General features: G+C 70.7%; 8 protein-coding genes and 1 pseudogene. 5 read left to right on the top strand and 4 right to left on the bottom strand.

Annotated elements, in window-relative coordinates; all coding sequences use genetic code 11:
- Window positions 1-645 precede the first annotated feature (645 nt).
- From ABT300_RS44610 to ABT300_RS33305, 4 genes and pseudogenes are all read right to left on the bottom strand, one after another.
- Window positions 646-1,104: pseudogene (locus tag ABT300_RS44610) on the bottom strand (RICIN domain-containing protein); the annotation flags it as partial.
- A 67-nt stretch (window positions 1,105-1,171) separates the two neighbouring features.
- Window positions 1,172-2,668 (bottom strand): family 43 glycosylhydrolase, encoded by a 1,497-nt coding sequence (locus ABT300_RS33315; protein ID WP_351683740.1) that lies wholly within the window; start codon window positions 2,666-2,668, stop codon window positions 1,172-1,174.
- The gene (locus ABT300_RS33310; protein ID WP_351683738.1) at window positions 2,665-5,925 is read right to left on the bottom strand and encodes a discoidin domain-containing protein; all 3,261 of its coding nucleotides are present in this window, start codon (window positions 5,923-5,925) and stop codon (window positions 2,665-2,667) included. Before ABT300_RS33310 ends, ABT300_RS33315 begins: the two co-directional genes overlap by 4 nt.
- A 162-nt stretch (window positions 5,926-6,087) precedes the next feature.
- On the bottom strand, window positions 6,088-7,116 hold the full coding sequence (locus ABT300_RS33305; RefSeq protein WP_351683736.1) for a LacI family DNA-binding transcriptional regulator: 1,029 nt from the start codon (window positions 7,114-7,116) through the stop codon (window positions 6,088-6,090).
- 207 nt (window positions 7,117-7,323) lie between these two features.
- Between ABT300_RS33305 and ABT300_RS33300 the strand changes: the two genes are divergently transcribed.
- The 5 genes from ABT300_RS33300 to ABT300_RS33280 all read left to right on the top strand — a co-directional run.
- A complete protein-coding gene (locus ABT300_RS33300; RefSeq protein WP_351683734.1) occupies window positions 7,324-8,637 on the top strand; it encodes an ABC transporter substrate-binding protein in 1,314 nt (437 codons plus the stop codon).
- Between the two features lie 185 nt (window positions 8,638-8,822).
- On the top strand, window positions 8,823-9,788 hold the full coding sequence (locus ABT300_RS33295) for a carbohydrate ABC transporter permease (RefSeq protein ID WP_351683732.1): 966 nt from the start codon (window positions 8,823-8,825) through the stop codon (window positions 9,786-9,788).
- A 29-nt stretch (window positions 9,789-9,817) separates the two neighbouring features.
- Window positions 9,818-10,639, top strand: coding sequence for a carbohydrate ABC transporter permease (locus tag ABT300_RS33290; protein ID WP_351683730.1), 822 nt, complete (start codon window positions 9,818-9,820; stop codon window positions 10,637-10,639).
- A gap of 106 nt (window positions 10,640-10,745) precedes the next feature.
- Window positions 10,746-12,800: a glycoside hydrolase family 127 protein gene (locus tag ABT300_RS33285; RefSeq protein ID WP_351683728.1), complete on the top strand. Its 2,055-nt coding sequence runs from the start codon at window positions 10,746-10,748 to the stop codon at window positions 12,798-12,800.
- Between the two features lie 184 nt (window positions 12,801-12,984).
- Window positions 12,985-15,044 (top strand): glycoside hydrolase family 127 protein (locus tag ABT300_RS33280; protein ID WP_351683727.1); only part of this gene is annotated, 2,060 nt, incomplete at its 3' end.

Raw genomic sequence — 15,044 nt, 5'->3', positions numbered from 1 at the left:
CGCGTCATGCCCATGGCCAGGCCGCCGAGGTAGACGTTGCGCTCGCCGGTCAGGTCGCTCATCCTGGCTGAAGTGGGTGTTGGGGTAGTCGTAGAAGGACGCGGACATCGGTGTGCCGTCCGTCGAGGACGAGTCGGGCAGGCCGAACGCGTGCCCGAGCTCGTGGACCATCCCGCCGTACCAGCGGTTCATCGACTGCCCGCTGGTGCCGGCGGCGCCGTCGGCGTCGTGCCCGCTCAGGATGACCCAGCCGGTGTTGGCGCCCCCGCCCGCGCCCTGCCCCTCGGCGCTGATCTCGCCCACGTTGAGCCAGCGGCTGTCGGGGGTGTTCAGGCCGAGCTTCCTGACGAGTTCGTTCTGCATGTTCGTGACGGCCCACCAGTAGCGGTCACCGCCGTTGGGAGTGTTCTCGTACCAGCTCCGCGGCTGGTCGCCGTTCACGACCTCGACCACGGTGGTGTTCAGCTTGAAGGTCTTGCCGAGCTCCTGCTGGTAGTAGCGCTGTGCCTCGCGCATCACCTTGGCGATGCCGTCGGGGTACCGCTGGTCGAACGGAACGTCGGAGGGCTTCAGCCAGTACACCCGGACGGTCTTCGTGGGCGGGGTCGTGCCGCCACCGCCACCGCCGCCGAAGCCGGGCAGCCGCCAGGTCCGGGCCGCGGCGCCGGTGCAGGGCAGCTGGACCAGGCCGGTGTTGGACGCCGATGAGTCGCCCGCGGGGGTGACGCACTTGCCGGAGGACGCCGACTGCAGGCCGAAGACGTCGGTCGTGCCGCCGACCGGCACGAGACGGAACTTCTGACTGGCGCCCGTGCCGCAGGCCCGCTGGACGATCGCGGCGTTGTCGGCGCCGGACGCTCCGTTGACGTCCACGCACCGCCCGCCGGCCGACGTGCCGATGGTGTACTGGTCGGCGGTCCCGCCGACCGGGGTGAAGGCGAAGTTCTGGTTGGGCTCACCGTGACAGGTCCACTGGATGAGCTGGAGGCCGTCGGCGGTGGAACTGCCCGGTACGTCCAGGCAGTTGCCGCCGCTGCGGTTGACCGCGGTGGAGGTGAACGCCGTCGCGGCGTGGACGGGCGGGGCGATCGCGACGGCGCCCATGACCGCGCCGAACACCAATGCGAGCACCGTCGCCCAGAACGGCAGGAACCGGGATCGGGTCATCCGGCTACTCCCCCGAGGGTGCGGGCAGGGTGACGCCGAGGGCCACCGGCGTGCCGAAGTTCGGCGTGCCGTCGGCGTTCCAGGTGAACTTCTGCGCTCTGGTGCTCCTGTTCATGTCGCAACCGCCGTTCGTCGAGTTGTTGGCGTGGTAGACGATCCAGTCCTCGGTGCCGTCCGGCGACTTGAAGAACCCGTTGTGCCCGGGGGCGTACACGCCGTTGGCGTTGGACCGCTGGAAGACCGGGTTCGGCGACTTGACCCACGAGGAGGAGTTGAGCGGATCGCCGCCGTTGTAGGTGAGCATGCCCAGCTTGTAGTCGGGTGTGGAGCAGTGGCTGGCCGAGTAGACGATGAACGTCTTCCCGCCTCGCTGGAGGACCTCGGCGCCCTCGTTGACCGCGCCGCCCACCGTCTCCCAGCCGAGGGTGGGCGTGGAGAGCACGCGGCGGGTGCCGCTCGCCGTCCACGGGTTGGACAGGGGCCGGATGAACATGGGCTGTGAGCCGTTGTAGAAGGTGCCGAGCAGGTAGAGCTGGCCGTTCAGCTGGAGGATGCCCGGGTCGAGCTCCCAGGTGTTGTCCTGGGTCGGGTCGAGCAGGTCGGCCTTGAAGCTGTAGGGGCCCATCGGGTCCAGCCCGGCGCTCTCCAGTACGTGGATGCGCTGGGTGCCGAGGTCGTAGGGCTCCCGTCCGGCGGTGTAGTAGAAGTACCACCGCTTGCCGTTCGGACCGTCGAGCAGATGGAACTCGGGCGCCCACATCGTGCCGGCGCCGTTGGGCCGGGTGAGGTTGAAGATCACCTGGTCGGAGGCGGAGGCGAGGCCGGCGAGGGTGCTCGCCTTGCGCATGGTGATCGTCGAGTTCCAGGTCGTGGTGGCGAGGTAGTAGTAACCGTTGTAGTACGTCAGCCAGGGGTCGGGCCCGTGCTGGGACAGCGGGTTGGTGAAGGTCTTGGTCCCCGTGCCGCCGCCGGAGAAGGCGGGCAGCCGCCACACCCGGCCGCTCGCCGCGGCACAGGGCAGCTGCACCAGGTTGGTGTTCGAAGCCGACGAACCGCCGCTCGGCGTCACGCACTTGCCCGAGCTCACGGAGACCAGGTTGAAGGTCTTGTCGGTTCCGCTCACCGCCACCGGCACGAGTCGCCACTGCTGGTTGGTCCCGCCGTGGCAGGGCCACTGGATGATCGCCGCGTCGTCCGCGGTGGACGCCCCGTAGACGTCGACGCACTGGCCGGACTGGCCGGTGATCGTATAGGTGTCGGCGGTGCCGGAGACCAGGGTGTACCCGAAGTTCTGGTTGGCGCCCGCGGCGCAGGCGAAGGCCCGTAGCTGGGCCCCCGCGGTCGTGGAACCGCCGGGCAGGTCGAGGCAGTTGCCGCCGTTCTGGTTGACCCCCGTCGAGGTGAACGCGACGGCGGCGGAGGCGGTGGGCGGCGCCACCAGGAAGGCGACCGCTGTGAGGAGTGCCGCGACGAGCGCGGACAGACATCTGGAACGGGTCACGGTCCGTACACCTTTGCTTCGAGGAGACCCACGGAGTTGGCGCCGTTGCCGGTGAGCAGCACCCGTAGCCGTGTGGTGTTCACGGCCGTGAAGGAGACGGTGTTGTACTGGTTCTTGGCCAGCGGATAGCCGCTCGCGCCGGGCACGTCGGCGTAGGCGCTGCCGTTCCAGTACTGGAGCTTCCAGGAGGCCGGCATGTCGATGCCGTCGTCGTCGTCGAAGAAGTACACGTCCGCCTTGTTGACGTTCTGCGCCGACGGCCAGGTCAGCTCGGCCCACTGCTGCCCGGTCTCCGGCCAGGTGCCCCAGCGCGGGTTCACCGTGTCGTTGGACGACGGCGGGTCGACCCCGTCGTTGACCGCGGCGACGCTCTCCCAGGGTGAGGTGTACGACGCGGTCGGCGTCGCAGACGTCGCCAGGTTGGCCGGTGGCTGCGGTGGCTGGACGCCGCCCCGGTTGTACGCCTTGACCTCGGTGAGACCGGTCTTGGCGCCGGAGGCATTGGTGGCCAGGACCCGCACGCGCTGGGCGGTGACCGACGGGAACTGCACCAGGTTGTAGTTGGCCCGTGGCGCTGCCGGACTCTTGGTCTGGCCGGGTACGTTCACCCACGAACTGCCGTTGTAGTACTGGACGGCGTAGGCGGACGGCGCCCGGTATGTGCCGGAGGCGGGGCGGCTGTCCTTGAAGTAAAGGCGCATCTCGTTCAGCGTGCGCGCCGTGCCGAAGTTGAGTTCGTACCAGTCCTGGCTGTTGGGGGAGCCGCCGGCGCCCCAGAAGGGTTCGTTGGTGGGATAGCCGTCCACCGCGCCGGAGACGTTGCTGCCGGAGCCGGTGTAGGAGGCGGTGGCCGTCGCCCCGGCGGCCAGGTTGGTCAGGTCGGCGGTGAGGTCGACGCCGGCCTTGGCGAGCATGTCGACCATCCGGGGGCTGTTCTGCACGACCTGCTGGGGCGACTGCAGTCCGGGAACGGCCGTGTGGTAGCTGACCGTGCCGCTCGTGGTGACGTCGCCGGTGGCGGGGTCCCAGGTGAAGGGCACGAGTGAGTTGACGGTGGCGGCCCGGGCGCCGTTGACGTAGATCGAGTAACCCTCCGGGACGCCGGGATAGCGCACCACCCCGTCGGCCGGGTCGTCCCAGACGATCGACAGGTCGGCGTTGCGGTAGCGGAGGTTGTTGACGGTGAAGTGGCTCCAGCCGATGTTGATCGGTGAGACCTCGACCTTGGCGTCGTTGCGCGGCCGGAGCCCGGCGACGTCCTCGATCACCGTCCAGTTGCTGCTGCCCAGGATGTTGTGGTGGATCCAGGACCGGTAGTTGACGTTGCTGCCGTTCCAGTCGGCCCAGAACTCGTTGGCGTCGGGCCACTGGGTGTTGCCGCCGACGTACTGCGCCCAGGTGTTCCAGTAGAGCAGCTTCTTGTAGTCGGTGGCGGTCATCCACGAGTTGGGGTAGTTGCGCAGCACGGAGGAGTACAGGCGGAACTGCACGGTGGAGTTGATGGTGGAGAAGTTGTTGGAGCCGGGGTTGCCCGCGTTGGCCGCGGCCGTCTTGTCGACCTGGTTGGCGGTGTAGAAGGGGAAGACCGGGTACTGGGCGGGGTCGTCGTAGAGGCGCAGGGCCTGCTTGTACGTCGCCGTGTTGGGGACGGCGCCGACCGAGAACGGGTAGTAGTTGTTGATCTCCTTCCAGGGGACCCACTCGTTGGTCGACTTCAACCGGTGCTCGAACAGCTGCCGGTTGGGGTTCCACAGCACGTTGACGATGGCGTCCTTGATCTGCGTCGCCAGGGTGCGCATCTCGGCGGCCTTGGCGGTGTTGCCGGTGGCCTCGTAGGCCTGCGCGGCGGCGAGGGCGCCGCTGTACTGGTAGGCGGACTCGGCGCGGTCCATGTTGCCGGGCTTCCAGTGGAAGGAGACCGCGTCGGCGTCGTTGCCGGTCAGCGCGCCCCAGTCGTACTCGATCAGCTTGTTGTTGTCGTGGTCGTAGTAGGCGAGCTGGCCCTTGACGTCGCCCTCGGCGTAGCGGGCGAGGTTGCCGGCGATGGCCGGCTGCCCGCCGTGGATCTGGTAGCTCTTCCAGGCGGCTTCGGCGATGTACTGGGTGTAGCTGTTGGACCAGTTCTCCGGGTCGCCGGGATTGTCGAGGAAGCGGCCGCCCTTGGAGGTCTGCCCGACGCTGAGCCAGTCCCCGTAGGCGTAGGACGGGTCGCGGAGGTACTTGAGGTCGTCGATGTGCATGGGCTGGGTGAGCGCGATCGCGTTGTTGTACCCGAGGACGCCCTCGGTCGACGTCGGGAACTGGAAGGTCTGCCCGGGGATGTTGGCGTCGAGGTTGTTGAAGCGCATCAGCCACCAGCGGTAGTAGACGTTCTTCTTGATCGCGGGCTCGGGCACGTCGATGTAGGGCACGTTCTTCGCCCACCACAGGTTGTAGGCCTTGACGTGGGTGGCGAACGCGGTGGCGTCGGTGTAGCCGGCGTAGGCGTTGTACTCGGTGAGCGAGTCGGGGATCTCGTCGGTGACGAAGCCCATCACGATCTTCGTGGTCACCGTGGCGCCGGCGCCGACGGTGACGGACCGGTTCAGGCCGCCGCCGGAGACGCTGAAGCCGTCGCCGGTGAGCCGCGGCCGGATGGTGGTGAGGTTGTTGTAGGCGTTGACCTGGCCGGTCAGTTCGCTGCCGCTGCCCGAGGTGGCGTACGGCGACGTCGCGCGCAGCTGCAGGGTGGTGGAGCTGCTGCCGTTGTTCTTGATCGACAGGTTGGTGACGGCGACGTTGTTCTCGGTGATGAACTTGGTCTGGGTGACCGCGATCGAGCCGCTGGTGTGGACGCTCTTCCAGTGGCTCGGGACCTGCCGGCGCTGGGAGACCTGCTCGGTGAAGGCGCCCGGGGTGATCGCGACGGTGTAGGCGTCGTTGTCGTTGATGCTCTCCCAGTAGGCGACATGGCCGCCGAACCCGAGGACCGCGGGGTTGTGGGTCTTCATGAAGAGCGCTCGTCCCCGGCTCATCAGCCAGGGGCCCGCCGGGTCGTCGCCGGAGCGGGCGAGCAGACGGTCCATCCAGAAATCGGTGCCGGAGCTCTCGGCGTCGTAGATGCTGCGCATCATGTCGCCGGGCGTGTACGCGACGGGGGGTGCGGGGATCGCGGGCCCGTTGAAGACGGGGAACCCGATGGTCTGCGCGGCGGAGGCCGGGCTGATGGAACAGACGGAACACAGGATGAGCACGAGGGCGACGAGGAGGCGCTTCATGGGCTCCCTCTCCGGTTGGCGGTAACGGGGTGTCATGCGCCTGACATGCGTGCGAGGAAACTCACCTAAAAGGTTTTCGCAACGTAGGAGCGGGCTGATGATGTGTCAAGGGAAAGCGCTTGAGCACGAGTTCACCGGCCGCCCCGGGCCCCGGGGCGCCGCTCAGGACAGCGGCGCCGTCGACTCCCGGATGACCACCCGGCCGCGCACCGCCTCGATCCCCGAGCGCCGCGCCCCGCCGATCGCGAGGAACAGGGCGTGCGCGGCGGCCCGTCCCACCTGTTCCAGGTTCATGTCGACGCTGGTCAACGGCGGACGCGAAGAGGCGGTCAGGACCTGCCAGTTGTCGAAACCCATGACCGCCACGTCCTCCGGCACCCGGTGGCCGCGCTCCCGCAGGACGTCCATCACGCCGCGGGCTATCTGGTCGCTGCCGCACAGCACGGCGTCGAGATCCGGATGCCGGTCCAGCAGCAGCGCGGTGGCCGCCCGCCCCCAGCCCTCCGACCAGGCGCCGAACCGCGGCTCCCCGACCGGGGCGAGACCGGCGGCGGCCAGCGCGGCCCCGGCGCCCTCGGCCCGCTCCCGCGCCGCGCCGTACCCGGGGTCGCCGGTGATGTGCGCGATCCGGCTGCGCCCGCAGGCCAGCAGGTGTTCCACGGCGATCCGGCCGGCGTCGACGCTGTCCGGCACGATGGACAGATCCGCCGGATCGTCCGACGGCGCGTAGGCGTAGACCACGGGTACGGGCAGCTCGCGCCCCAGGGACGGGCGCGGGTCGGTCCGGCTGCCCACCACGATGAGCCCGTCGACGCGACGCCCCAGCAGCGCCCGGACATGGTGCTGTTCGCGGATCGCGTCGCCACGCGCGTCGCACAGGAACACGGCGACCTCGCCCGCCCCGAAGGCGTCCTCCGCGCCCATCAGGATCGGGATGCTGAAACGGCCCTCGAGGTCGCTGGTGAGCAGACCCACGGTGCCCGACCGCCCCACGAGCAGTCCGCGGGCCAGCTGGTTCGGCCGGAACGCCAGCCGCTCGGCGGCCTCGATCACCCGCTGCCGGGTCTCGGCGCGCACCTGGCTGCGCCCGTTGAGCGCCTTGGACGCGGTGGCGATGGACACGCCGGCCAACCGGGCGACGTCGCTGAGCGTGGCGGGGTGCGAACGAGAGGTGCCGGGGGCCGGTGTCATGGGGATCTCCTGTCGCGCGGCGCGTGAGTAAACCGTACGCGAGTTGTTTCGGCCGGGGTCCGGTCCGGGTGATTTCACGAGTTTCGGCGGAGCAGTCGACACCGCTTGCTGCAGGGGGGATTGACGGGCTGTCAGCCGGGTCCTAGCTTTCTGAAAGCCTTTTCGGTTCCTTTCCGTTCGAAGAGCCCACACACTAGGGGGATCGTCATGGGGAGCACGACCGGACCACGTGGACCCGTTCGCAGACTCGCCGTCGGCGCCGTCGCGTTCCTCGCCGCCGCGAGCCTGATCACGGCCTGCGGATCGGGGGACGGCGACTCCGCCGGCGGATCCGCCCGGACGGCCGACGCCAAGGGCGTCGACGACGGCGCCACGCTGACGATGTGGACGCGGGCGGCCACCCGGCCGCAGAGCGAGGCCCTGGTCAAGGCCTACAACGCCAGCCACAAGAACAAGATCGAGCTGACCGTCGTCCCCACCGACGACTACCAGGCCAAGGTGGGTGCGGCGGCGGGCTCCCACGACCTCCCCGACCTCTTCGCCTCCGACGTGGTGTTCGTGCCGAACTACACCACCAGCCGGCTCTTCGCCGACCTCACCTCACGCATCGACGCCCTGCCGTTCGCCGCGAGCCTGGCCCAGTCGCACATCAAGGCCGGCACGTACGAGGGCAAGAAGTACGTCGTCCCGCACACGCTGGACCTGTCGGTGCTCTTCTACAACAAGGACCTCTACCGCAAGGCCAAGCTCGACCCCGAGAAGCCGCCCGCCACCCTCGCCGACTGGGACCGGCAGGCCCGGGCCGTCGACGCGCTGGGCAACGGGGTGGACGGCACCTTCTTCGGCGGCAACTGCGGCGGCTGCGGCGTCTTCACCTGGTGGCCCTCCATCTGGGCCGGGGGAGCGGAGGTGCTGAACAAGGACGGCACCGGCGCGAACCTCGACTCCGCCACCGCGAAGAAGGTCTACGACACCTACCGCGGCTGGGTGAAGGACGACATCGTGGCCCCCGGCGCCCGCGACGAGACCGGCGCCACCTGGACCGGCGTCTTCCCCAAGGGCAAGGTCGGAGTCATGCCCATGCCGTCGACCACGCTGGGTCTGATGCCCAAGAACCTCGACCTCGGCGTGGCCCCCATCCCGGGTCCCGACGGCGGCAAGTCCACCTTCGTCGGCGGCGACGCGGTCGGCGTCTCGGCCACCAGCAAGAAGATCGACCAGGCCTGGAACTTCCTCGCCTGGTCACTGGGCGACGACGCCCAGGTGAACGTGGTCGCCGCGCACAAGGACGTCGTGGCCCGCACCGACCTCGCCGCCAACAAGTACTCCGCCGCCGACCCCCGTCTCGTCGCCATCAACCAACTCGTCGCGGACGGCCGCACCCCGTACGCCCTGAAGTTCGGACAGACCTTCAACGACCCCAACGGGCCCTGGCTGTCCCTGATGCGCGACGCGGTCTTCGGCGACGGGGCCTCGCTCGAGAAGGACAACAAGGCCGTCACCGCCTCCCTGGCCGACTGACCCGGCACGACACACGACGGCGCGACACACGACGGCGCGACAACGCACAACGCACGGCGCGACAACGCACCGGCACGACGCGGGCGCACGGCACGGACGAACGACGCGGGCGCACGGCGCGGTTGCACCACCGGCCGTCGTGCGCCCGCACGCCCCCTCCCCACCGCACACGGCAGAGGAGAGCCATGCAGGTCAAGGCGCCCGACCGGGCGACCGCCGAGCATCCGCCCCCGACCCGGCGCCCCGCCCGCCGCCCCCGCTCCACCGCCGTCCCGCGCCGGCATTCCCGCAGGCTCCAGGGCCTCGGGTACGCCGCCCCCACGGCCGTCTTCGTCACCGTCTTCTTCCTGCTGCCCCTGCTGCTGGTCGGGCAGATGTCCCTCCACGACTGGCCGCTGCTCGCGGGGGACCAGGGGGCCAACGCCCCCGAGAACTACACCGACGCCATGGACAGCCCGCTCTTCTGGCCCGCCGTCCGCTTCACCCTCCTCTACACGGCGGTCGTCACCGTGATCCTCCTGGGCCTGGCCCTGCTGCTCGCCCTGCTCGTCCAGGAGTCCCGCCCCGGCGCCGGCTTCTTCCGCACGGTCTACTTCCTGCCGGGAGCCGTCGGCCTGGCCTCGGCATCACTGCTCTTCTGGGGGCTGTACAGCCCCACGACAGGACCGCTCAGCGGCATCCTCGAGGACCTCGGCCTCGTCGACGACCCGGTGTCCTTCCTCGGCACCCCGACCTCCGCCCTGCTCTCGACGGTCTTCCTCGTCGTCTGGAAGTTCGCCGGCTTCTACATGCTGATCCTCCTCGTGGGCCTCCAGCGCATCCCGCACGAGGTGTACGAGGCGGCGCGGATGGACGGCGCGAAGCGCGGCCAGATCTTCCGCTCCATCACCCTGCCGCTGCTGCGCCCCTCGCTCGCCTTGTCCCTGCTGCTCTGCGTCACCGGGTCGCTGCTCGCCTTCGACCAGTTCTTCGTCCTGACCAAGGGCGGACCCGACAACAGCACCGTCACCGTCGTGCAGCTCATCTACCGCGAGGCGTTCCAGCGGCTGAACCTCGGCACCGCGGCCGCCCTGTCGATCCTCGTGCTGGGCGCGCTGCTCCTGCTGAACGCCCTGCAGTTCCGCGGTCTGCGCCGCTCCGACGAGTCATGACCCCCGCACCCTGGAGAAGGGACCCCCCGGTGCTCACCCGAGCCCTCGGCCGCACGCCCCACTACGTCGTCGCCGGCGGACTGGCCGTCGTCTTCCTCTTCCCGCTGGTGTGGAACGCATGGGCGTCGGTCAGGGCCCAGCCCGGCACCGCACAGGAGTCCGGCTACGGCCTCGGCAACTACCGCACGCTGCTCGACTACGACGCGGGACTGTGGCGCTACCTCGGCAACAGCACCCTCGTCTCCGTGCTCACCGTCGCCCTGACCCTCGGGGTCTCGCTGCTCGGCGGTTACGCCTTCGCGCGCTTCGAGTTCCCCGGCAAGAACCTCCTGTTCCTGCTGACGCTGGCGATCCTCATGGTCCCGTACGCCACCCTGCTCATCCCGCTCTACGTGCTGCTCGGCAGGCTCCATCTGCAGAACTCGCTGCTCGGGCTGAGCCTGGTGCTGGCGATGTTCCAACTGCCGTTCGCCACCTTCATGATGAGGATCTCCTTCGAGGCGGTGCCGCGCGAACTGGAGGAGTCGGCCCTCGTCGACGGCTGCGGCACCGCGGGCGCCCTGCGCCGGGTACTGCTCCCGGCGGTGCGGCCCGGACTGATCACCGTGGGCCTGTTCGCCTTCCTGGCGGCCTGGAACGACTTCATCGCACCGCTGATCCTCATCTCCGACAGCCAGAAGGCCCCACTGCCGCTCGCCGTCGCGAACCTGCGGCAGCAGAGCATGGGCGCCGTCGACTACGGCGCCACCGAGGCCGGGGTGGTGGTCCTCGCCGTGCCCTGCCTCCTCCTCTTCCTGCTGCTGCAACGGCACTACGTACGGGGCTTCATGTCGGGCGCGCTCAAGGGCTGAGGCGCCGCACGCACGGCCGGACCGCCCCGGGGGCCCGCCCCCGGCCCGACGACCACCTGAACACCCTTGACGGGCAACCGAAAGGACGAACCGAAGGCATGAACTGGTGAGGGAGAACACGACGCGGTCAGCCGTCCTGCCGGTGGCGCCGAGCCGGGGGCGGTTACGACCGCTCGGTCTCGACGAGGTCACCGTCACCGGGGGCTTCTGGGCCCGGCGCCGACAGACCAACGCGACCGCGACACTCGACCACTGCCATGACTGGATGGAACGCGTCGGCTGGACCGGCAACTTCCGCGCCGCGGTGGAAGGCCGGATCCAACGGGACCGCCGGGGACGCGAGTTCGCCGACTCCGACGTCTACAAACTGATCGAGGCCATGGCCTGGGAGGCCGGCTCCGGCTCCGGCTTCGCCGCCGAACTCGACGCGCGGATCGCCGCACTCACCGACACCATCGCCCCCGCCCAGGAACCGGACGGCTACCTCGACACCGCCTTCGGCCGACCCGGTCAGCAGCCCCGGTACAGCGACCTCGAGTGGGGCCACGAGCTGTACTGCCACGGGCATCTCATCCAGGCGGGCGTGGCCCAGATGCGGGCCCGCGGCGACGGCGAACTCGCGAAGATCGCCCGCCGTGCCGCGGACCACGTGTGCACGGCCTTCGGCCCCGGCGGCATCGAACGCGTCTGCGGACACCCGGAGATCGAGACGGCCCTGGTGGAACTGGCCCGGGCGACCGGCGAGCAGCGCTACCTCGACCAGGCCGCGCTCTTCGTCGAGCGCCGCGGCCGACACACCCTCGCCGAGCCCGAGTTCGGCCGCGCCTACTACCAGGACGACATGCCGGTCCGGGAGGCCGCGGTGCTGCGCGGCCACGCCGTGCGCGCCCTCTATCTCGCCGCCGGCGCCGTCGACGTGGCGGTGGAGACCGACGACGACGCCCTGCTCGCGGCGGTCGTCCGGCAGTGGGAGGCCGCGGTCGCCCGGCGCACCTATCTGACCGGCGGCATGGGCTCGCACCACCGGGACGAGTCCTTCGGCGACGACTTCGTGCTGCCCCCCGACCGCGCCTACTCCGAGACCTGCGCGGCCGTGGCCTCGGTGATGCTCAACTGGCGGCTGCTGCTCGCCACCGGCGAACCGCGCTACGCGGACCTCGCCGAGCGGACCCTGTTCAACGTGGTGGCGACCTCCCCGTCCGAGGACGGCCGGACCTTCTTCTACGCCAACACCCTGCACCGACGCCGCCGCGGGACGGCGCCCGCCGCCGACGCGCAGAGCCCGCGCGCCGACTCGGGACTGCGCGCACCCTGGTTCGCGGTGTCCTGCTGCCCGACCAACGTGGCGCGGACGCTGGCCCTGCTGCCCGCCTACCTGGCGACGGCCGACGACGACGGCGTGCAACTGCACCAGTACGCCGACGCCGAGCTCGCCACGTCCCTCACCGGCGGCCGGGACGTCGCCCTGACCGTGCGCACCGACTACCCGTCCGGCGGCAGCGTGGCCGTACGGATCGACCGGTCGCCTGAACGCCCCTGGACGCTGTCGCTTCGCGTGCCCGCCTGGGCGACGGGAGCGGGCGCCCGACTGGTCGACCCGGACGGGGTGAGCCGTGCCGTCACGCCGGGCACGGTCGCGGTCACCCGGCGCTTCCGGCCCGGCGACGAGATACGGCTGGAGCTGCCCGTCGCCCCGCGTTGGATCGCACCCGACCCCCGCATCGACGCCGTGCGCGGCACCGCCGCCGTCCAGCGCGGACCGCTCGTCTACTGCGCCGAGTCCGTAGACCTCCCGCCGGGCCACGAGGTCGACTCCGTCCGGGTGAACCCGTCCGTCCAGCCGCAGGACGGGCCGGACGGCACCGTCGTGGCCTCCGGCGCACTGGTCGCGGCGTCGAACGCGCGAGCGGCGGAGCCCGGGAGGTCCGGGTCGCCCGGCGACTCCGCCGACGCCGACGCCACCGCCGACGCAGACACGCACACACCGGCCGACGCCGACGCACGGTGGCCGTACGCAGCGCTCGACGAGGCCGCCGTGCCGGACGCCGAGCGGGCCGACATCGTCCTTGTGCCCTACTACTCCTGGGCGAACCGCGGCCCCTCGACGATGCGCGTGTGGCTGCCGACGACGCGGCCGCCGACCGCACCCCCCGGGAGGTAGACATGCGCCGGCCCGGCGCGTTCCCGCGCCCCGCGACGCGCCGGGCCCGGCACGCGGACCCGCGCGCTGAAGAACCGGGGCCGGCCCCGGCGCGACGGGCCCGCCCCGCGGCGGCGTCCGTCGCGGCCATGGCGCCCCCACCGTCCGAACCGACCGCCCACGCCCCCACGATGGGAGTCCGACCATGTCCCAACCCCCCTCTCGCCGCGGTCTGCTGAGACTGGCCGCAGGGACCGCGGCCGCGGCGCCGCTGCTGAACGCGACGCCCGCGGCGGCCCGTTCCGCCGTCGGGCCGGCCACGGAGACGACGGCGTCCCGAGCGTCCGTCGCCGCTGCGGCCTCCCCCGCGGCAGCCGCGCCCGTCCCGCCGACCTGGACCGTCCAGCCCTTCGCGCTGGACCGGGTGACGCTCGGCGACGGCGCCTTCCGGCGCAAGCGGGACCTGATGCTCGGCTACGCCAGGTCCTACCCGGCCGACCGGATCCTCGCCGTCTTCCGGGCCAACGCGGGGCTCGACACGCGCGGCGCCCGGCCGCCGGGCGGCTGGGAGACGTCCGACGGCAACCTCCGCGGCCACTACGGCGGGCATTTCCTCACGCTCATCTCCCAGGCGTACGCCGACACCCGGGAAGCCGCTCTCAAGACCAAGCTCGACACCCTGGTGGCCGCGCTGGGCGAGTGCCAGCTGGCACTGGCCGACCACGGCTCGCCGCGGCCGAGTCACCCCGGCTATCTGGCGGCCTACCCGGAGACCCAGTTCATCCTGCTGGAGAGCTACGCGACCTACCCCACCATCTGGGCTCCGTACTACACCTGCCACAAGATCATGCGCGGGCTGCTCGACGCGTACACCCTGGGCGGCAACGCCCAGGCGCTGACCATCGCCTCGAAGATGGGCGACTGGGTGCACAGCCGCCTCGGCCGTCTGCCGAAGGCGCAGTTGGAGCGCATGTGGTCGATCTACATCGCCGGTGAGTACGGCGGGATGAACGAGGTCATGGCGGACCTGTACGCGCTCACCGGCAGGGCGGAGCACCTCGCCGCGGCCCGCTGCTTCGACAACACCGCGCTCATGGACGCCTGCGCCGGCGACCGGGACATCCTGGACGGCCGGCACGCCAACCAGCACATCCCCCAGTTCACCGGGTACGTTCGGCTCTTCGACCACACCGGTGAGCAGAAGTACGCGGACGCGGCCCGCAAGTTCTGGGGCATGGTCGTGGGTCCGCGCACGTACAGCCACGGAGGGTCCGGCAAGGGGGAGATCTTCCGCGCGCGGGGCGCGATAGCGGCCACCCTCGGCGACGACAACGCCGAGACCTGCGCGACGTACAACATGCTCAAACTGAGCCGCCAGCTGTTCTTCCACGCCCTGGACGCCGCCTACATGGACTACTACGAGCGCGGCCTGACCAACCACATCCTGGCCTCCCGCCGGGACACGGGCAGTACGACCAGCCCGGAGGTCACCTACTTCGTCGGCATGGGCCCGGGGACGGTGCGTCAGTACGACAACACCGGTACCTGCTGCGGCGGCACCGGCATGGAGAACCACACCAAGTACCAGGACTCGGTGTACTTCCGCTCGGCGGCCGGCGACGCGCTGTACGTCAACCTCTACCTCGCCTCGACGCTGCGGTGGCCGGAGCGGGGGCTGGTCCTGGAGCAGACGAGCGCCTACCCGGCGGAGGGCGTCCGCACGCTGACCTTCCGCGAGGGCGGTGGCAGCCTCGACCTGAGGCTGCGGGTCCCCTCGTGGGCCACGGCGGGTTTCACCGTCGCCGTGAACGGGGTCGCGCAGCAGGTGTCGGCGGTCCCCGGGAGTTACCTCACGCTGCGCAGGGACTGGCGGCGCGGCGACCGGGTCACCGTCCTCGCGCCCTACCGTCTGCGCATGGAGCGGGCGTCGGACGACCCGTCCGTGCAGTCCCTCTTCCACGGGCCGGTGCTGCTGGTGGCGCGGAGCCAGGCGACGGACTTGCGGCAGTTCTCGTTCTACAAGGACTTCACCCTGCGCGGGGACCTGGCCGACGCCGTCCGTCCGGAGGGCCGTCCGCAGTACTTCACCACGCACGGTCTGACCCTGGCCCCGTTCCATGTCGCCGACGACGCCCGCTACCACGCCTACTTCAGGCGCGTGGAGCCGGTCGTCGTCTTCGGCGCGTCCGACTCGGGCGTGCCGAACCGCTCCCGTGGCGACGGGCTGACCTTCCTCGACGTCCTGTGGCAGCAGGCGCCCTTCGC

This window comes from Streptomyces sp. NPDC001027 (genome assembly GCF_040299045.1).
GTDB lineage: Bacteria > Actinomycetota > Actinomycetes > Streptomycetales > Streptomycetaceae > Streptomyces.
The sequence above is the reverse complement of the archived record's forward strand: the minus strand, read 5'-3'. Positions and strand labels throughout refer to the sequence as shown.

Bases quoted from the DNA above. Each gene is read 5' to 3' on its own strand.
- ABT300_RS33295 (WP_351683732.1), top strand. From the start codon at position 8,823: ATGCAGGTCAAGGCGCCCGACCGGGCGACCGCCGAGCATCCGCCCCCG.
- ABT300_RS33305 (WP_351683736.1), bottom strand. From the start codon at position 7,116: ATGACACCGGCCCCCGGCACCTCTCGTTCGCACCCCGCCACGCTCAGC.
- ABT300_RS33310 (WP_351683738.1), bottom strand. From the start codon at position 5,925: ATGAAGCGCCTCCTCGTCGCCCTCGTGCTCATCCTGTGTTCCGTCTGT.
- ABT300_RS33300 (WP_351683734.1), top strand. From the start codon at position 7,324: ATGGGGAGCACGACCGGACCACGTGGACCCGTTCGCAGACTCGCCGTC.